Source organism: Achromobacter veterisilvae (genome assembly GCF_037619525.1).
Taxonomy (GTDB): domain Bacteria; phylum Pseudomonadota; class Gammaproteobacteria; order Burkholderiales; family Burkholderiaceae_B; genus Achromobacter; species Achromobacter veterisilvae.
The window spans coordinates 1,858,062-1,875,157 of the sequence record NZ_CP148753.1; the positions used below are offsets into that span (position 1 = coordinate 1,858,062).

Annotated in this window: 21 protein-coding genes and 1 tRNA gene; 11 read left to right on the forward strand and 11 right to left on the reverse strand. The window is 69.0% G+C overall.

Annotated features, from left to right (window positions below; genetic code table 11):
• The first annotated feature begins 7 nt into the window (after window positions 1-7).
• The 4 genes from dnaQ (at window position 8) to WHX56_RS08620 (ending at window position 1,345) form a co-directional block, all read left to right on the forward strand.
• On the forward strand, window positions 8-730 hold the full coding sequence (gene dnaQ / locus WHX56_RS08605; RefSeq protein ID WP_129242398.1) for a DNA polymerase III subunit epsilon: 723 nt from the start codon (window positions 8-10) through the stop codon (window positions 728-730).
• A 61-nt stretch (window positions 731-791) separates the two neighbouring features.
• Window positions 792-866, forward strand: a tRNA-Val gene (locus WHX56_RS08610).
• A 7-nt stretch (window positions 867-873) separates the two neighbouring features.
• Window positions 874-1,068, forward strand: a complete 195-nt coding sequence (locus WHX56_RS08615) for a hypothetical protein (protein WP_338880993.1) — start codon at window positions 874-876, stop codon at window positions 1,066-1,068.
• A 109-nt stretch (window positions 1,069-1,177) separates the two neighbouring features.
• Window positions 1,178-1,345, forward strand: coding sequence for a hypothetical protein (locus tag WHX56_RS08620; protein ID WP_087881433.1), 168 nt, complete (start codon window positions 1,178-1,180; stop codon window positions 1,343-1,345).
• Window positions 1,346-1,361: 16 nt separating this feature from the next.
• On the opposite strand, the gene WHX56_RS08625 is transcribed toward WHX56_RS08620, so the two are convergent.
• The 5 genes from WHX56_RS08625 to WHX56_RS08645 form a co-directional block, all read right to left on the reverse strand.
• The gene (locus WHX56_RS08625) at window positions 1,362-1,817 is read right to left on the reverse strand and encodes a YaiI/YqxD family protein (protein ID WP_129242399.1); all 456 of its coding nucleotides are present in this window, start codon (window positions 1,815-1,817) and stop codon (window positions 1,362-1,364) included.
• 4 nt (window positions 1,818-1,821) lie between these two features.
• Complete coding sequence (locus tag WHX56_RS08630) at window positions 1,822-2,088, reverse strand: hypothetical protein (protein ID WP_287756545.1); 267 nt, start codon at window positions 2,086-2,088, stop codon at window positions 1,822-1,824.
• A 41-nt stretch (window positions 2,089-2,129) separates the two neighbouring features.
• Entirely contained in the window at window positions 2,130-3,626 is a 1,497-nt protein-coding gene (locus tag WHX56_RS08635) for a TAXI family TRAP transporter solute-binding subunit (RefSeq protein WP_338880994.1), read from the reverse strand.
• 2 nt (window positions 3,627-3,628) lie between these two features.
• Window positions 3,629-4,837, reverse strand: a complete 1,209-nt coding sequence (gene gltS / locus WHX56_RS08640; protein ID WP_338880995.1) for a sodium/glutamate symporter — start codon at window positions 4,835-4,837, stop codon at window positions 3,629-3,631.
• Between the two features lie 103 nt (window positions 4,838-4,940).
• Window positions 4,941-5,441 (reverse strand): GNAT family N-acetyltransferase, encoded by a 501-nt coding sequence (locus WHX56_RS08645; protein WP_129242403.1) that lies wholly within the window; start codon window positions 5,439-5,441, stop codon window positions 4,941-4,943.
• A gap of 146 nt (window positions 5,442-5,587) precedes the next feature.
• Here WHX56_RS08645 and WHX56_RS08650 point away from each other — a divergent pair, with 146 nt between their 5' ends.
• Together WHX56_RS08650 and WHX56_RS08655 are read left to right on the forward strand one after the other, a co-directional pair.
• The gene (locus WHX56_RS08650) at window positions 5,588-6,640 is read left to right on the forward strand and encodes a glycosyltransferase family 2 protein (protein ID WP_338880996.1); all 1,053 of its coding nucleotides are present in this window, start codon (window positions 5,588-5,590) and stop codon (window positions 6,638-6,640) included.
• Window position 6,641: 1 nt separating this feature from the next.
• Window positions 6,642-8,231, forward strand: coding sequence for a glycosyltransferase family 39 protein (locus tag WHX56_RS08655; RefSeq protein ID WP_338880997.1), 1,590 nt, complete (start codon window positions 6,642-6,644; stop codon window positions 8,229-8,231).
• On the opposite strand, the gene WHX56_RS08660 is transcribed toward WHX56_RS08655, so the two are convergent.
• Window positions 8,185-8,580 (reverse strand): GtrA family protein, encoded by a 396-nt coding sequence (locus tag WHX56_RS08660; protein WP_129242406.1) that lies wholly within the window; start codon window positions 8,578-8,580, stop codon window positions 8,185-8,187. The two genes, WHX56_RS08655 and WHX56_RS08660, sit on opposite strands and share 47 nt — an antisense overlap.
• A gap of 36 nt (window positions 8,581-8,616) precedes the next feature.
• On the opposite strand from WHX56_RS08660, the gene WHX56_RS08665 reads away from it, so the two are divergent.
• Window positions 8,617-9,432: a ChbG/HpnK family deacetylase gene (locus WHX56_RS08665; RefSeq protein WP_338880998.1), complete on the forward strand. Its 816-nt coding sequence runs from the start codon at window positions 8,617-8,619 to the stop codon at window positions 9,430-9,432.
• A gap of 13 nt (window positions 9,433-9,445) precedes the next feature.
• Here the strand turns inward: WHX56_RS08665 and WHX56_RS08670 are convergent, their stop codons facing one another.
• Window positions 9,446-10,309, reverse strand: a complete 864-nt coding sequence (locus tag WHX56_RS08670) for a LysR family transcriptional regulator (RefSeq protein ID WP_338880999.1) — start codon at window positions 10,307-10,309, stop codon at window positions 9,446-9,448.
• A gap of 113 nt (window positions 10,310-10,422) precedes the next feature.
• Here WHX56_RS08670 and WHX56_RS08675 point away from each other — a divergent pair, with 113 nt between their 5' ends.
• Window positions 10,423-10,902, forward strand: a complete 480-nt coding sequence (locus WHX56_RS08675) for a multidrug/biocide efflux PACE transporter (protein WP_129242409.1) — start codon at window positions 10,423-10,425, stop codon at window positions 10,900-10,902.
• 25 nt (window positions 10,903-10,927) lie between these two features.
• Here the strand turns inward: WHX56_RS08675 and WHX56_RS08680 are convergent, their stop codons facing one another.
• Both WHX56_RS08680 and WHX56_RS08685 read right to left on the reverse strand, forming a co-directional pair.
• Window positions 10,928-11,815 (reverse strand): alpha/beta hydrolase, encoded by an 888-nt coding sequence (locus tag WHX56_RS08680; RefSeq protein WP_338881000.1) that lies wholly within the window; start codon window positions 11,813-11,815, stop codon window positions 10,928-10,930.
• Between the two features lie 38 nt (window positions 11,816-11,853).
• On the reverse strand, window positions 11,854-12,741 hold the full coding sequence (locus tag WHX56_RS08685) for a LysR family transcriptional regulator (RefSeq protein ID WP_338881002.1): 888 nt from the start codon (window positions 12,739-12,741) through the stop codon (window positions 11,854-11,856).
• A gap of 96 nt (window positions 12,742-12,837) precedes the next feature.
• On the opposite strand from WHX56_RS08685, the gene WHX56_RS08690 reads away from it, so the two are divergent.
• Window positions 12,838-13,242, forward strand: a complete 405-nt coding sequence (locus tag WHX56_RS08690; RefSeq protein WP_129242412.1) for a CidA/LrgA family protein — start codon at window positions 12,838-12,840, stop codon at window positions 13,240-13,242.
• Window positions 13,232-13,924 carry an LrgB family protein gene (locus WHX56_RS08695; RefSeq protein WP_287755392.1) on the forward strand — a complete coding sequence of 231 codons (693 nt, stop codon included), beginning with the start codon at window positions 13,232-13,234 and terminating at the stop codon, window positions 13,922-13,924. Before WHX56_RS08690 ends, WHX56_RS08695 begins: the two co-directional genes overlap by 11 nt.
• 8 nt (window positions 13,925-13,932) lie before the next feature.
• On the opposite strand, the gene WHX56_RS08700 is transcribed toward WHX56_RS08695, so the two are convergent.
• Both WHX56_RS08700 and WHX56_RS08705 read right to left on the reverse strand, forming a co-directional pair.
• Window positions 13,933-14,577, reverse strand: coding sequence for a LysE family translocator (locus WHX56_RS08700; protein ID WP_287755391.1), 645 nt, complete (start codon window positions 14,575-14,577; stop codon window positions 13,933-13,935).
• Window positions 14,574-15,494: a DMT family transporter gene (locus WHX56_RS08705; RefSeq protein ID WP_287755390.1), complete on the reverse strand. Its 921-nt coding sequence runs from the start codon at window positions 15,492-15,494 to the stop codon at window positions 14,574-14,576. The genes WHX56_RS08700 and WHX56_RS08705 overlap by 4 nt, the downstream gene beginning before the upstream one ends.
• A 112-nt stretch (window positions 15,495-15,606) precedes the next feature.
• Between WHX56_RS08705 and WHX56_RS08710 the strand changes: the two genes are divergently transcribed.
• Window positions 15,607-17,067 (forward strand): PLP-dependent aminotransferase family protein, encoded by a 1,461-nt coding sequence (locus WHX56_RS08710; protein WP_165360239.1) that lies wholly within the window; start codon window positions 15,607-15,609, stop codon window positions 17,065-17,067.
• Window positions 17,068-17,096: the final 29 nt, after the last annotated feature.

The window sequence follows — 17,096 nt, forward strand, 5'->3', positions numbered from 1 at the left end:
CCGTTATATGCGCCAGATCATCTTTGACACTGAAACCACAGGACTGGATCCCGCCCAGGGCCACCGCATCGTCGAGATCGGCTGTGTGGAACTGGTCAACCGGATGTCCACCGGCAACAACCTGCACATCTACCTGAATCCGGACCGCGACAGCGATCCCGAGGCGCTGGCGGTGCACGGGTTGACCACGGAATTCCTCTCCGACAAGCCCCGCTTCGCCGAGGTCGCGGACGAATTCGTCAAGTTCATCCAGGGCGCGGAACTCATCGCGCACAACGCCGCGTTCGACGTGAAGTTCTTCAACGCCGAACTCGCCAAGACCGGACGCGGCCCGGTCACGGACTTCTGCGAGACGGTCACCGATTCGCTGCTGCACGCGCGCTCGATGTTCCCCGGCAAGCGCAACTCGCTGGACGCGCTGTGCGACCGCTTCGGCATTTCCAACGCCCACCGGACGCTGCACGGCGCCTTGCTGGACTCGCAGTTGCTGGCGGAAGTCTGGCTGGCCATGACCCGCGGCCAGGACGCGCTCCTGATCGACGTGGACGACGGCGGCAGCGCCGGCGGCAACGGCGTCGTGCTGGCCAGGTTCGACGCCTCGGGCCTGCCCGTGCTGAAGGCCAGCGACGAAGACTTGGCCGAACACGAGGCCTATCTGGCCGCGCTGGACAAGTCCGTGGGCGGGGAGTGCGTCTGGCGCAAGATGGACGCGCCGGTGGCGGCTGTTTGAATTCTTTTTGAGGCCTGCTTGCACACGTTCAAAAAAACGTGCTAATATTTCGCCTCTTTCGGGGTGGTTAGCTCAGTGGTAGAGCACTGCCTTCACACGGCAGGGGTCACTGGTTCGAACCCAGTACTACCCACCAAAGACCCTTGAGAGACAACGCCTGCGCCAAGCTTGCCGTTGTCGGCATCAAGGTAAAAAGTCCAGGCAAGAAAGACGCAAAGCAAAAAGCCAACCGCGAGGTTGGCTTTTTTGTTTTTATTTTTGCCTTGGTGGCGGCTTGGCCACGGTATCTGCGCGCAAGCCATTGCGCAGGCTCGCCCCATTCATTACCCTTCTCTTGATTTGACGCAAGCGGGCCTTCATCGATTGAGCCGCATCGCGTGCTGGCCTGTCTATCATTGATGACAAAGGCCTGGCCGGGAGCCGGGCCGGGACGAACAGGAGAAGGCGATGCCCCCGAATACCAATACCATGCTGATCATCATCGTCACGGGCGTGGCGCTCATGCTGGTCGGTTTCGGGCTGCGCGACCGCAACATCGGGATGGGCTTGATGGGCCTGGGCCTCATCACCGCCATCGGCACCATCATCTACAAGGCCTACATTACCTTCTATTGAAGGCCGGGCCGGCTACTCAGCGCTGGCGCGCCGCGCGCGCCAGCAGGGTGTCCAACTGGTTGGCGAACGCCTTGCGGTCGGCGTGGCTGAACGACGCCGGGCCGCCCGTGTCCACGCCGCTCGCGCGCAATTCTTCCATCATGTCCCGCACGGCCAGCCGTTCGCGGATGGTCTCCGGCGAATAGCGTTCGCCGCGCGGATTCAGCGCCATCGCGCCTTTCTCCAGCACCTGCGCGGCAAGCGGGATGTCCCCGGTGATCACCAGGTCGCCCTTTTCGGCGCGTTCGGCGATGTGCGCGTCGGCGACGTCGAAACCGCGCGGCACCTGCACCGCGCGGATCAGGGGCGAGGGCGGGGTGTAGAGCGGCTGGTTGGCCACCAGGGTCAGGGGCGTCTGCCAGCGTTGCGCGGCGCGGAACAGGATGTCCTTGATGACCGCCGGGCAGGCGTCGGCATCGACCCAGATGTGCATCGCGCTATTCGCCCAGCGCTTTGCGCAGCGCCTCGGTCACGATGTCGTTGGTGGAGACGCCGCGTTCGGCCGCCGCGGCGCGCAGCCTGTCGGCGTCGGCCTGGGACAGTTTCAGCGGGAACGGCACCAGGCCCGCGGCCTGGTCCAGTTTGCGCTGTTCGCGGCGGTCCAGCGCGTGCGACGCGGTGCCGTAGCGGTCCGGCGTGCCCGCCTGCTTGAGCTGGCCGGCCAGCTTCAGGGCCTGGTTTTTCTGCAGATCGAATTTGTTCATGGATATTCCTGACGAGGAGCGCCATCATAAGCGCAACGGCCTCATCGCGGTTTGCCGTGCTCCAGCGCCGCCAGGCCTTCCAGGGCGCCGTCGTGCAGCGGCACGGTCAAACCGCGCCGGGCGGTGGCGACCGATACCTGGGCGCCCTGCGCCGATCCGGCGGCCAGCAGGTCCTGCCCCGTCAGGTAGACGGCGCGCACGATCGTCAGGGCTTCGTCCCGGGTCAGGTCGGCGGTGGTAAGCAGCAGCGCCGCCATGCCCACGGTGGGTATCCGTTCCGCCTGGTTGGGATAGGTGCCCGCGGCGATGTCCAGCGGCATCAGGGCGCTGTCCGCGGCCGTCAGCGACGCGATGGCGGCCGGATCCAGCGGCAGCAGTTTCAGGCGGGCCTGGGTCAGGGCGTCGCGCAGCGGCGCCGCGGGCACGCCGATCACCTGGGCGGCCGCGTCGACCTCGCCCGAATTCAGCGCGGGCAGGGAAGCCGCGAACGGCGTGCTGGCGACGGTGTAGTCGCGGCCGGCCTGCAGCCCGTGCGCCGCCAGCACCGCCTCCAGCGTGGCGCGCACCGCCGAGCCTTCCGGCCCCAGCGCGATGGTCTTGCCCTTCAGGTCGCGCACGCCGCGCAGGGCGGCATCGTCGCGCACGACGATGTGCACCAGTTCCGGATACAGGCTGCCCAGGGCGCGCAGGCCGGTGAACGGCCCCTGGGAGGCGAACGGCCCCTTGCCATCATAGGCCAGCCGCGCCGTGTCGGCCTGCGCCAGGCCGACCACCGCGTCGCCGCTGCGCAGCAGCGCGATGTTCTCGGCGCCGCCGCCCGTGATCAGCGGCGAGACCCGGATCTGCTGCGCGCGCGCCACGTCGCTCAAGGCCCGCGCGAACGCCACGTATTCGCCGCGGTCCGGCCCGCCGGCCAGGGGATAGCCTTGCTGCAGGCGGGACAGGCGGCCGTGGATGCGGGCCACCGAGCGCTCCAGTTCCTGCTGCACCACGTGCTGCGCGGTGCTGGAGGCGCTGTAGGCGACGGAATGGGTGATCTGGTCCAGCGTGTCCAGCAACTGGCGCGTGACCGGCGGCGGCGCGCCGGTATCCAGGCTGGGCGCTTCGGCCGCCTTGAACCCGGCCGGGGTCACCAGCGTCCAGGCCTTGCCTTCCTGGCGGTAGATGGCGCTGGCGTGCGCGACGATGCGGTCGCCGGCCTGGTTGCCGCCGGACTTCACGCCGCTGATGCTGCGCGGGCCCGCGCCCAGCAGCGTGACCAGCGAGGCCGCGCCGGGCTGGTCCCAGGCGCCCAGCGAGACGTCGCGGTCCAGGTCGAGCGCGACGTCGTAATAGACCACGCGGCGGGTCTCGCCCGCGGGGGCGCCGTTGTCGGCGGCGGATCCCATGCGCTTGAGTTCGGCGATCCGGAACAGGCCTTCGCCGTAGGCGGCGGCCAGGCTGCGTTCGACGTCGGCCCGCAGCGCGTCGGCGTCGGGCGCGCGGCCGCAGGCGGCCAGCGCCAGGCACAGGACGAGGAGAACGAAGCGTTTGAACATGCCTACATCCCTCCCACGAACGGCAAGGAGATCAGCGAGGTCAGCACGATCACGTTGAGGATGTCGACCAGGAACGCGCCCGTGACCGGCACCACGATGAAGGCCTCGGGCGCCGGGCCGTGGCGGCGCGTGAGCGCCTGCATGTTGGCGATGGCGGTGGCGGTGGCGCCCAGCGAGAAGCCGCAGAAGGCCGCCGACATGATGGCCGCTTCGTAGTCGCGCTTGAGCATGCGGAACACCACCCAGGCCGCGTACAGCGCGCAGAACACCGTCTGCACGGCCAGCATCAGCGCCAGCGGGCCGGCCAGGCGCGCCACGCTGGACAGGTCCAGCGTCATCATCGTCATGCCCAGGAAGAGCGACAGGGCGATCGTGCCGATGATGTCGGTGACGCGGTCGTCCAGTTTCAGGCCCAGGTGTTCCCCGCCATTCCGGATGAGCACGCCCGTGGCCAGGCACCACAGGAAGTTGGGCAGGCTGACCGGGGCGTCCTCGACCAGCGCCGCCAGGTATCCGCCGACGACCAGGCAGACGAAGGCGGCCGTCAGCGACACGATGAACGAACCGGCGGAGGGGGGGGAGGTGTTTTCCGTCAGGTCGGGGGCGTCATGCCTGGCGTCGGCGGCAGGGTCCAGGCTGCCGGCCAGCTTGTGCCGGCGCATGATCCATTCGGCCACCGGGCCGCCCACCACGCCGCCCAGCACCAGGCCCAGGGTGGCGGCCGTCATCGCCAGCGCCATCACGTCCTGGATGTTGTTGACGTCGGCGAAGCGCGTGGCGTAGGCCGCGCCCGTGCCGTGCCCGCCCACCAGGGTGATCGTGCCGCCCAGCAGGCCCATCAGCGGGTGCATGTCCAGCAGCCAGGCCATGCCCAGCCCGACGGCGTTCTGCAGGATCAGGAAGGGAATCAGGGCCAGCAGGAAGGCGATCAGCCGGGGGCCGCCCTTGGCCAGCAGTTTCAGATTGGCGGTCAGGCCGATGCAGCCGAAGAACAGCAGCAGCAGGGTCGGCTTGATGCTGGTTTCGAGCGAGACGGAAATGCCGCCCCAGGCCGACAGCAGGTAGGCGATCGCGGCGAACAGCAGGCCGCCCACGATGGGGTCGGGAATGCTGTAGCGCGCCAGGATGCCGATCCGGGTGGTCAGCACGCGTCCGACGACGAGCACCAGGCAGCACGCCAATAGCGATTGAACGGGCGAAAGCGAGATCATGGATGCCTTTGCGCCCTGTCGGGGCACAGTTGGATTTCCGGCGATGGGAACCTTGCCGCCTCACACGCATGCGGCTTATGTTACGTCCGCCGCGGCAGGACGGCTAGAGCGGCAGGCCGCGCGACATGTAAAGGGCTTGCGGCCCGTAGCCGGCAAGCTTTTCGGCCAGGCCGGCGCCGCCGGCGGCCACGGGAGCGTAGCCATGGCGCCGCCAATAGCCCGTCGCGGATTCCAGGGATACCAGGCTGGCCCGGCGCAAGCCGTTTTCCAGGGCGCAGGCCGCGGCGGCGCGGACCAGCGCCTGGCCGACGCCCAGCCCCTGCGCTTGCGGCGCCACGGCGCAGTCGTGCAGGAACCAGTGGTCGGCGCCGGCCGGCAGCGACGCCAGCGCGGCGTCCAGGGCCGGCGGCAGCCCGGCGTCCCAGGGATAGGAAACCAGGTAGCCCAGCAGGCCGCCGCCGGCCGGCGGCTCCGCCTGCGCGACCCAGCAGTGCGACGGGGCGAGCGCCAGGCGGTTCAGGAAGAAGCCGGCGCTCTCCAGCAGGAAAGCGGGGTAGGCCAGGGCCTGGGCGGCCAGGATGCCGTCCACGTCGCTGGCAAGCATGGGCCTGACTCGGTATTGCATGGCGATGGGGGAAAACAGGAACTCGGGCGCATTGTAGCCACGCCGGCCCCGAGGCCGCATTTCATGAAAATTCGACGAGCCCCCGCTCATACTGCGCGCCATAGTGTTCCGCATTCCAGAGTTCCATGCACATCCAATTCCGGTCCGAGCCCGCCGCCGCGCAAGTGCTTGCCAAATCGTTTCCCCTGGAATCGCTGTGGTCGGCGCAGGCGGCCAACGTGCCCTACGACACCTGCGTGACCTGCGTCATTCCCTGCCTGAACGAATGCGACAACCTGCGGGTGCTGCTGCCCCTGTTGCGCAGCCGGCTCACGGCGCTGTGCTCCAGTTGGGAGGTGATCGTCGCCGACGACGGCAGCACGGACGGCACCGAGGCGCTCATGGAGGAATGGACCGGGCACGAGGGCTTCCGCTATGTGCAGTTGTCGCGCAATTTCGGCAAGGAAGCCGCGCTCAGCGCCGGCCTGGAGGCCGCCACCGGCAACGCCGTGATCTGCCTGGACGCCGACCTGCAGCATCCGCCGGCGCTCATCGAGCAGATGCTGGCGCGCTGGGCCGCCGGGGCCGAAATGGTCTATGCCGTGCGCGAGAGCCGCGCCGGCGAATCCTGGATCAAGCGCTCGGGCGCCCGCTGGTTCTACAAGCTGCTGAGCGGCGCGCGCGGCGTGGACGTGCCCGCCCACGCGGGCGACTTCCGCTTGATGGACCGCAGCGTGGTGGACGCGCTGAACGCCTTGCCGGAGCGCACCCGCTTCATGAAAGGCCTGTACGCCTGGGTCGGCTTCAAGGGCGAGGCGCTGGCCTATACGCCGGACGAGCGCATGCACGGCGACAGCCGTTTCGGCGGGATGCGCCTGTTCCGGCTGGCGCTGGACGGGCTGACCGCCTTCACGACCTGGCCCTTGCGCCTGGTCAGCCTGGTCGGCGCGGCCTTCGCCTTGCTGGCGCTGGCGTACGCGGGCTATCTGGTCGCCGACTACCTGGTGTCCGGCAATCCGGTGTCCGGCTGGACGACCATCGTGACGGCAGTCCTGTTCTTCGCCGGCGTGAACCTGATATCCCTGGGCGTGGTGGGCGAATACGTCGCCCGCATTTTCGACGAGGTGAAGGGCCGGCCCTTGTTCGTGGTGCGCCGGCGCCAGGGCCGCGCTTCCCGTCCGCCCCGGGACGCGCGCTGATATGCCCGCCATGACGCTGCGGGGGTGTTCCGTCCGGACCCCGCCGGCAGGCCGTTTTCTGCTTGCGATCGGGATCTGGCTGGCATGGCTGGCCTGGATACGGCCTTTGACGCTGCCCGACGAGGGCCGCTACGCCGGCGTGGCCTGGGACATGCTGCGCAGCGGCTCGCATGCGGTGCCCCTGCTTGACGGCATGCCGTACTTCCATAAGCCGCCGCTCTACTACTGGCTGACGGAGCTGTCCTTTTCCGTATTCGGCGCGCATCCCTGGGCCGCGCGCGTGCCGTCCTGGCTCGCGGCGTGGGGTGCGGCGGCGGGGCTGTACGGCTTTCTGCGGCGCCACCGCGACGCGGCGGCCGCCACGCTGACCGTGCTGATCCTGGCCACCCTGCCGTTCTTCTACGGCGGGGCGCAGTTCGCCAATCTGGACATGCTGGTCGCCGGCATGATCACGCTCTGCCTGCTGGCCGCGGCGGACACGGTGCTGCGCGCCGAGCGCGGGCAGGCCTATCGGTGGATGTCGCTGGCCGCCGCCGCGCTGGCGGCGCTGGCCGTATTGGCCAAGGGGCTGATCGGCGTGGTGCTGCCGGGCGCCATCCTGTTCCTCTGGCTGGCATGGGGGCGGCGCTGGCGCGGCCTGGCCGCGCTGCTCTGGCCGCCCGCGGTGCTGGTGTTCATCGCGGTGGCGGCGCCGTGGTTCGTGCTGATGCAGCTACGCTATCCCGGCTTCTACGATTACTTCTTCGTCTATCAGCACTTCCAGCGTTTCGCCGCCGGCGGTTTCAACAATGCGCAGCCGTTCTGGTTCTATCTGCCGGTGGTCGCGGGGCTGAGCCTGCCCTGGTCGCTGTGGGGCGGAGGCATCCTGCGCAAGGCGTTCTGGGCGGACGGCCCGGCGCGCGACCTGCGGCGGTTCGCGCTGTTGTGGTTCGCGGTCGTGATCGCGTTCTTTTCGCTGCCGCATTCCAAGCTGGTGGGCTACGTCCTGCCCGCGCTGGCGCCGCTGGCGTTCCTGTTGTCGGAAGTCATCCTCGGCGCCTGGCGCGCGAAAACCGGGGGCGCCACGCCGCGCCTGGTGTGCCTGAGCGCGGCCGTGGCGGCCGCCATCTGCGCGATCGCGGTGGGCATCGCCGCCAACAATGCGCGCGGCAGCGCCGCCCCGCTGGCAAAGGTCCTGCGCGAGCAGGCGCGTCCAGAGGATACCTACGTATCGCTGCATGCCTACCCCTTCGACCTGGCCCTGTACGCCCGGGCTCCGCGGCCGGCGTGGGTGGTGGACGATTGGCTCAACCCCGAGGTGCCGACCCGGGACAACTGGCGCAAAGAACTGTACGACGCGGCCAGGTTCGATCCGGCCACCGGCGCGGAAGTGCTGATCGGCCCGGCGGAGTTCAACGCGCGCCTGTGCAAGGCGCCCGACGGAGCGCGCTACTGGGTGTGGGGCACCGCCTCGGACAACCAGGCCTATGCGCCGCTGCGGGGCCTGGAGCCCGCGGTCAGCAGCGCGAAGCACGCCATGTGGCGCGTCGAGGCGGGCGCCGCTCTCAGGCAGCGGGTCTGTGGCGAAACGCCCAAAGCCGGCTCGCGATGAACGTGGCGACGGCCAGCCCGGCCAGTATCAGGGCAAGCAGGATGTCGTAGCGGATCGCCGTGCTGTGCAGCAGCCAGGCGTAGGAGGCTTCGTTGATGGCGAAGCCGGCGGCTGACACGAGAAAGAAACGGCGCGCTGCTATTGTCCAGGGGGTTTTTGAATGTCGGAACGTCAGCCGGTAGTGGCCCGCGAAGGAAACCGCGAACGCGACCAGCCAGCCGATCAGGTTGGCGGCGAGCGGCGGCATCCCGAAGGCCTCCACGCAACCCACGGCGACGGCCCAATGCGTGGCCGCGGCGGCGCATCCGACGGCAATGAAAGTGCTTACTTGTTGCAGCAGGGCGCGCATGGAAGCCGTGGCGAAATGGAAGTGAGGGGTATTGCAATGAGCAAACGCATCGTGGTCTGCGGGGATGATTTTGGCATGAATGCCGACATCGATGAAGGCATGATCGCGCTTGCCGGCATGGGCCGTCTCAGCGCGGTGAGCTGCCTGGCGCTGGGGCCCACGTTCGCCGCGAACGCGCGGCGGCTGGCGCCGCTGGACGTGGACGCGGGCCTGCACGTGAACTTCACGGAAGCGCTGCGCCCGGACGCCGCGCCGCTGCCGGCGCTGGGCACGCTGATCTTCAATGCCTACGCGGGGCGCCTGGACGCCCAGTGGATCGACGCGCATCTGGCGCGCCAGTTCGACGCGTTCGAGGCCGCCATGGGACGCGCGCCGGACTACATCGACGGCCACCGGCACGTGCACCAGTTGCCCGGCATCCGCGCGCGCCTGTTGCTGCTGCTCAAGGACCGCTACGGCGCGGACGGGCCATGGCTGCGCCAGACGGCGCCGGGCATGCAGAGCGGCATTCCATTGCGCGAAGCATTCAAGGCCCGCGTCATCGGCGCCCTGGGCGCGGCGGCGCTGGCGCGCGAGGCGCGCAAGGACGGCCTGCGCACCAATCGCCGGCTGCTGGGCGTCTACGGCTTCGAAGGCGGCAAGCGGCGCTACGCGGACCTGCTGCAGAACTGGCTGTTCAACGCGCGCGACTGCGATCTGCTGATGTGCCATCCCGCCGTCGACTGCAAGGACGGCAGCGCCCTGTCGCGCCAGCGCCGCGCCGAGTTCGACGTGCTGGCCAGCCCGAAGCTGGGAGACTGGCTCCGCGTCAACGGCGTGCGCATCTCGCGCCTGCCGGCCGCGGCGCGCTGAGATCCGGGGTGGACTAGCCGCCCGTCAGGCTCTCCAGCAGCCAGGCGCCGGCGGGCCCCAGCGCCCGCCGCCTGGACCAGACCGCATCGACCCGGATGTGCCGCGGCCAGCCGGGCGCCTTCAGTTCGGCCAACTGGTCCTGCCCGAAGCGCTGGATCATCCAGCGCGGCAGTTCGGTCCAGCCGAAACCGCGGCTGGCCATTTCCAGCAGCATCAGATAGCCCGGCGCCGACCAGGTGGAATAGGCGGGTTCGGCCTCTTTGTCGCCCAGTTCATACGTGCTCAGGCGCAGCGCGCGCGCGGATTTCAACTGGTCTTCCGTGACGCTGGGCAGGCTGGCCAGCGGATGGCTGCGGCCCACGCACAGGACGATCTCGGAAAGCTCGGCCAGCGTGGCGTGCGCCACGTCGGGCGGATAGTCGTCCTGGGCGGCCATCAGCCCCAGGTGCGCGCGCCCCTGCTGCACCAGCGCCACCACGTCCTCGTATTCCGCGATCAGGCATTCGAAGCGCAGCGCCGGATAGCGCTGGTCGATCTGGCTGAGCATGGTCTCGAAGGTTTCCGACTGGAACGTGTCGGACAGCACCACGGTCAAGCGAGGCTCCAGGCCTTCGGCCAGTTGGCTGGCGCAGCGGTTCAGGCGGTCGTTCGCGGCGAGCACCTGCAGGGCCTGCCCCAGCAGGACCCGGCCCGCCTCGGTCAGCGCGGGCTGCCGCTGGCCGCGGTCGAACAGGGTGACGTTCAGGTCCACCTCCAGGTTGGCGATGGTCTCGCTGATGGTGGACTGGCTTTTCTTCAACTTGCGGGCGGCGGCGGAGAACGTGCCTTCCGAGGCGACCTGGGCGAAAGCCGCCAGGGATTCCAATGAGTGGCGCATGCGGGGCGTCCGGTAGTAGTGATATCGGTTTTTCCGATGAATACTATCTTTATAGCACCGGAAATATCGTGGAGAATCGCCGCCATTACGTAGCAACCGGCCTCGGGTGGGTCATGACGCAAGCCAAGAAAACCCTCAAAGAACGTTTCTTCCACGCCTTTCTGTTCGAAATCCTCGCCATCGGCCTGTGCGCGCCCGCGGCCGCCTGGGCCATGGGCAAGTCCCTGTTCGAGATGGGCGTGCTGACCGCGGTGATCGCCTGGATCGCGCTGGTCTGGAACATGCTCTACAACGCCGGCTTCGACCGCATCGAAAACCGCTTCGGCTGGACCCGCAACTTGCGCGTGCGCGTCGTGCACGCGTTCGGCTTCGAATTGGGGCTGATCCTGATCGTGATCCCGCTGGCGGCCTGGTGGCTCAGCATCAGCCTGTGGCAGGCGTTCGTGCTGGATATCGCGCTGGTGCTGTTCTACCTGCCCTACGCGTTTCTCTACAACCTGGCCTATGACCGTTCGCGTCCGCGGGTCATGAAGTGGCTGGGCCGCGGCGGGCAGCCCGTGCCGGCGGCCGCCGGCCAGACGCCCTGCGGGTAAATCCCCGCGCGGCGCAATACGGGGTTCAGCCCGCTTTGCGCCGGTAGGCGCGGCTGGCGTCCCGCATGAAGGTCTTCACGGCGGTTTCATATTGTTCGCCGCTGCGGAAGGCGCCCGAATGCGAGGCGCCTTCGATCTTGACCAGGCGCTTCAGGTCCGGAGAAACACTGCGCGCGGCGGCGAAGAGTTCGTCGCTCATCGTATGCGGCACCACGCGGTCCGCGGTGCCGTGCATGAACAGCATGGGCGTGTGCATGCGGGCCAGCTTGTCCACGGAATCGAACGGCTGCGTGACCAGCAGGCTCGCGCCCGGCACCTTGCCCCAGCGCAGCGTGGCCAGCATCGCGCCGATACTGGTGAAGCTCGACTCCACGATCAGGCCGGCGAAGTCCGGCTGTTCCGGGCGCGCGGCCAGATCGATCGCGATCGCGCCGCCCAGGCTATGCCCATAGACGAAGCGGCGCGCAGGATCGGGCTGGAGCCGGGCCAGCTCCTTCAGCCCGGCCATGGCGTCTTCCTGGGCGCTTTTTTCGGACGGCAGGCGCGAGGTGGAGGCGCCGAAGCCGCGGTAGTCGATGGCCAGCACCGAATAGCCCATGCGCGCCCAGCCCTCTATCCGGAAGGCGCTGCCGTTCAGGTTCCAGCGCGCGCCGTGCAGGTACAGCACGGTGGGGGCGTTCGCCCGCGGGCTCTGCCAGTACCAGGCGCGCACCTGGTCTCCGTCGGGCAGCGCCAGGTCGTACACCCGGGTGCCGGCGGCGGGCTCGCGCCACCAGGTCTGGGGTTCGGCCTGGGGAGAAAAAATGGTCTGGCGCTGCCAGGAGTCCAACTGGGTGCAGCCCACCACCCCGGCTCCGGCGAGCAGGGCGGCGGCGAACAACCGGCGGAAAGGGGGGCGGGACAGTACGGGCATGGATGATGAGACCCGGGCGGGGCGGCGGGGTTCCGGCATCAGCATACTTCGGGATGGACCTCCCGGGTCAAGGCCAGCCACGCCTGCGCGGCATGCGACAGGTAGCCGCCGCGCCGCCACACCAGCACCATTTCCCAGTCCGTGCCCGCGTCGCGCAGGGGCACGCGGGACACGCCGGCGTGCAGTTCCTCGCGGGCCTTCAGCCGAGGCAGGAAGGCCACGCCCAGTCCGGCGGCCACCAGTGCCACGATGAAATCGATCTGGCCGCTGCGCGCGGCGATGGCCGGCGCGAAGCCGGCCCGCTGGCAGGCGTCGTGGAGGATGCGGTTCAGGGCGAAGCCCGTCTCGAACAGAATGAAGGGCGACTCCCGCAGTTCGCGCAGGCTTACCGATTCGGCGCGCGCCTTGGGATGGTCGGCGGGCATCAGCGCCACCAGCGGTTCGCGGGCCACGGGCTGCCATTCGAAATGGTCGGGCACGGGCCTGAGCGAGGCCGCCAGTTCGATTTCGCCGGCCATCACCATTTCTTCCAGGCGCCGGCTGCCATGTTCCACCAGGCTGATCTCCACCTGCGGGTAGCGGCTGCGGAAGCGCGCGAACATCGGCGCGAACAGCGTGCTGCTGCCCAGCGGCGGCAAGCCCAGCCGCAGGACGCCGCGCTTGAGCCCTTTCAATTCGTCCAGTTCGGCGTACAGGTCGTCGCGCTGGGCCAGCATGGCCACCGCGCGCCGGTAGACGATTTCGCCGGCCGCGGTCAGCCGAAGGGGCTGGGCGTGGCGGTCCAGCAACGGCATGCCCAGTTCGTCTTCCAGTTGGCGCACGGCCTTGCTTACGGTGGGCTGGGTCGCGAAGACGGCCTTGGCCGCCTGCGAAAAGCCGCCCTGGCGGACCACCTCTACCAGGGCGCGCAGGGGGCGCAGTTCCATGGTTATGCCTGATTGGAATAAAGTGAATTCAATGAATTCATTTTATCTATGGCAAGCGCGGGCGTAAAACAGAAGCTTGCCGCTGGAAGTTCTCCGATGTCCTTGCCCCGTTACTCCATTCTTTTGCGCAGCGCGCTGCGCCGCAGCCGCGTGCTGCAAATCTGCCTCATCGTCCTGTTTTCCTGGCTGGGGCAGGCCGTCGCCCAGTTCCTGGGGCTGCCCGTTCCGGGCGGCGTCATCGGCATGGCAATCGTGCTGGCCCTGCTGGCGACGCGCCGCCTGCGGGTGCGCAACGTGCATCGCGGCGCCAGTTGGCTGCTGGGGGAGATGCTGCTGTTCTTCGTTCCCGCCGTCATGTCGCTGCTGGACCACCGCGAGTTCCTGGGGCTGCTGGGGCTGAAGCTGCTGGCGGTCATCCTGCTGGGCACCGCGCTGGTCATGGCCGGCACCGCGTTGACCATCGATCTCTGCTACCGCTGGATGAACCGCCATGCCGCCTGATTTCAATCTGCTGTTCTGGCCGGCGGCGACCGTGCTCGCCTATGCCTGCGCCCGGCTGTTCTACCGGCGCTATGCCTATTGGTGCACGTCGACGCTGGTGGTGGCGCCGGCGCTGCTGCTGGGGCTGGCGATCGCGCTGCATGCCGGCTACCGGGACTACATGGCGGGATCGCACTGGCTGATGGCGATGCTGGGGCCGGTCATCGTGGCCTTCGCGCTGCCGCTGTACGAGCAGCGCGCGCTGATCCGCCGCTACTGGCCGGTGCTGGCGGCGGGCGTCGCCGTGGGCAGCCTCATCGCGGGCGCCAGCGCCTGGCTGCTGGGCAGCCTGCTGGACCTGCCGGCCGATCTCAGGCTGAGCCTGCTGCCGCGCTCCGTGGCCACGCCCTTCGCCGTGGCGGTGTCGTCGCACGTGGGCGGCGTGCCCGACCTGACCGCGGTTTTCGTGATCGTGACGGGCGTGTTCGGCGCGGCCATCGGCCAGTTCATGCGCCGCTGGCTGCCGCTGCGCTCGGCCCTGGCGCGCGGCGCGCTGTTCGGCATGGGCGCGCACGGCGCGGGCACGGCGAAAGCCCGCGAGCTGGCGGCCGACGAGGGCGCGGTCGCGGGCCTGGTGATGGTGATGGCGGGCCTGTTCAATGTGCTGGTCACGCCGGCCGTGGTCGTGGCCCTGCGGGCCTGAACGCGGGGTCAGTGCACCAGTTCGAGGGCCACCGGATACAGCGACGCCACCAGCAGCAGCGCCATGCCCACGTTGAAGGTCCGGATGGCCCAGGGCCTGTGGAGCACGCGGCGCAGCGCCGTGCCGAAGGTCACCCAGATGCCGATGCTGGGCAGGTTGACGATGCCGCAGACCACGGTGGCGATGACGAGATTGGCGAAGAAGCCGTTTTGCGGGGTGTAGGCCGCGACCACGCCGACGGCCATCACCCATGCCTTGGGGTTGACCCATTGGAAGGCCGCGGCCTGCAGAAAGGTGAACGGCTTGCCGCGCGCCTCGCCGTCTTCCATGCTGCCCGAGTTGGCGATCTTCCACGCCAGGTACAGCAGGTAGGCGGCGCCCGCGTACTTCAGCACGGTGTACAACTGCGGCACCTGCTGGAACACCGAACCCAGGCCGATGCCCACCAGGAAAATCATCAGCGTGAAGCCCAGGTTCACGCCCAGCAGGTGCGGCACGCTGCGGCGGAAACCGAAGTTCAGGCCCGAGGATGCCAGCATCACGTTGTTCGGGCCGGGCGTGATCGAACTGACCAGCGCGAACATCGCCAGCGGGCCCAGCAACGACAGCGACATCAGGGGCACGTCGGCCCAGTTGGAGGGAAGCAGATTCATTTCTTGGTCCTGACGATGGCGCGGCGTCCGCCGGCGATCACGACGATCACGGCGGCGGCGAAGAAGAAGGTCGCCGTTTCCACGGATTCGCCGAACAGCATCGCCGCCGCCACGACCGTGAGGAAGGGCTGGAGCAATTGCACTTGTCCGACCCGGGCGATCCCGCCCACGGCCAGGCCGCGGTACCAGGCGAAGAACCCCAGGAACATCGAGCCGAAGGCCAGGTAGGCGCAGGCGAGGACGACCGGCGCGCCGGGCCAGTTGGCCTGCGCCGCCATCCAGCCCACCGGGGCCGCCACGACCGGGGCGCTGATCGCCAGCGCCCAGCATATTGTGCGCGCGCCGCCCAGCGTGCGCGAGGCCCGCGCGCCTTCGGCATAGCCCATGCCGCCCAGCACCACCGCCACCAGCAGCCAGAGGTCGCCCAGGGCCAGCGTGCCGTGGCCCTGGCGCAGGGCATAGGCCGTGACCAGCGCGGCGCCCACCAGGGCCCAGCCCCAGAACGCGGGCGACGGGCGTTCGCCGCTGCGCAGGGCGGCGAACGCCGCGGTCGACAGCGGCAGCAGCCCGTTGAACACCGCGCCGTGCGACGAGGGCACGGTCTGCATGGCGAAGGAGGAAGCCAGCGGCCAGCCCACGACGATGCCCACGGCCGCCAGGATCACCCCGGGCCATTCCTGGCGGTTCGGCCGGCGGGCGCGGGTCAGCCACAACAGGGCGACGGCCGGCACCGCGGCCACGAGCGCCCGGCCCAGGCCCACCAGCAGCGGCTCCAGTTCGGCGACCGCCAGCCGGGTCATGGGCAGCGTCAGGGAAAAGACCAGCACGCCCAGGAAGCCGTAGGCATAGCCTTCCCATACGGAACTGGACGAGCCGGTCGCGGCCTGGGAAGAGGGATAGAAAGCGGGACGGGTCATGACAGCCACCAGTTGCGGGTTTTCGTTATTGCTGCCACTCTACGCATAGTCATCGGTACAGTACCGGTACACTTTGGCATGTCACTTTAATCACTGGCCTGGTGAAATTTCCATGACAGTTGCTTCCGCTACGCCGTCCTCCCTGCCCTGGCAGCCCGTGCGCCAGGCCGATGCCACCCTGGTGGCCCAACTGGCCGAAGGCCTGGCCCGCCGCATCGACGAACAGGGCTTGCGCCCCGGCACCCGGCTGCCGTCCATCCGAAAAATGGCCGAACAGTCCGGCGTCAGCCGCTTTACCGTGGTGGAAGCCTACGACCGCCTGGTGGCCCGGGGCCTGGTGCAGTCGCGCCGGGGCGCGGGGTTTTTCGTGCGGGCGCGCAGCGGCCCGCTCGCGGCGGTGGCCGCGGCAGCGCCCGCCACCCTGGCGCCGCCCGCCCGGATCGACGTCGCCTGGCTGCTGCGCAGCATGTTCCGCGAAACCAGCGCGCTCGGCATGCCGGGCGGCGCGGGGCTGCTGCCCCCGGACTGGCTGGATCCGGAAATGGTGGCCGGCGCGGTGCGCGCGGTGGGGCGTTCGGTGCGCGGGCATCTGGTCAGCTACGGCCATCCCCAGGGCTTTGCGCCGCTGCGCCAGCAGATCGCGGCTTCACTGCAGAACGACGGGGTGCCGGCGCACCCGGAACTGAATCTGCTCACCACCAACGGCGTCACGCACGGCCTGGACCTGATCGCGCGGCATCTGGTCAAGCCGGGCGACACTGTACTGGTCGAGGATCCGGCCTGGTTCGTCATCTTCGGCCGCCTGGCCGCCTTCGGCGCGCGCCTGATCGGCGTCCCGCGCGGCCCCGACGGCCCGGACACCGCGCTGCTGGAGCAACTGGCCGCCCAGCACAAGCCCAAACTCTTCATCGTCAACAGCGCCGTGCACAACCCCACCGGCCATACGCTGTCGGCCGGCGCGGCCTACGACATCCTGCGGATCGCGGAACGCCACGATTTCATGGTCGTCGAGGACGACACCTACGGCGAACTGCATCCGGGCGGCGCCATGAAGCTGGCCGTGCTGGACCGCCTGAACCGCGTGATCCTGGTGGGCGGGTATTCCAAGATGCTGGCGGCCAGCCTGCGCGTGGGCTACCTGGCCGCCAATCCGGACGTCCTGCAGAAACTGGCCGACCTGAAAATGCTGGCCGGCCTGACCTCGCCCGAGCTGGGCGAACGGGTGGTGCACCGCGTGCTGATGGAAGGGCAGTACCGGCGGCACATCGAGCGCGTGCGCGCGCGGGTGGACGAGGCCCGCCAACGCTGCCTGAAAGGGCTGCTCAAGCTGGGGCTGACGGTGCACCACGAGCCGCACGCGGGGATGTTCGTGTGGGCGGATTGCGGCCGCGATACGGAAGTGCTGGCGCGCGCGGCGGCCGACCGCGGCATGCTGCTGGCGCCGGGCACGCTGTTCTCGCCGTCGCAGGCGCCGTCGACCATGCTGCGCTTCTCGGTCACCATCGCGGACCATCGGGGCATCTGGGCCGATCTCGAAAAAATCTTCGCGCAAACCGGGCCCGGCAATCAATAATAATAGGCAGCACTCTCTGAAGCCATTGA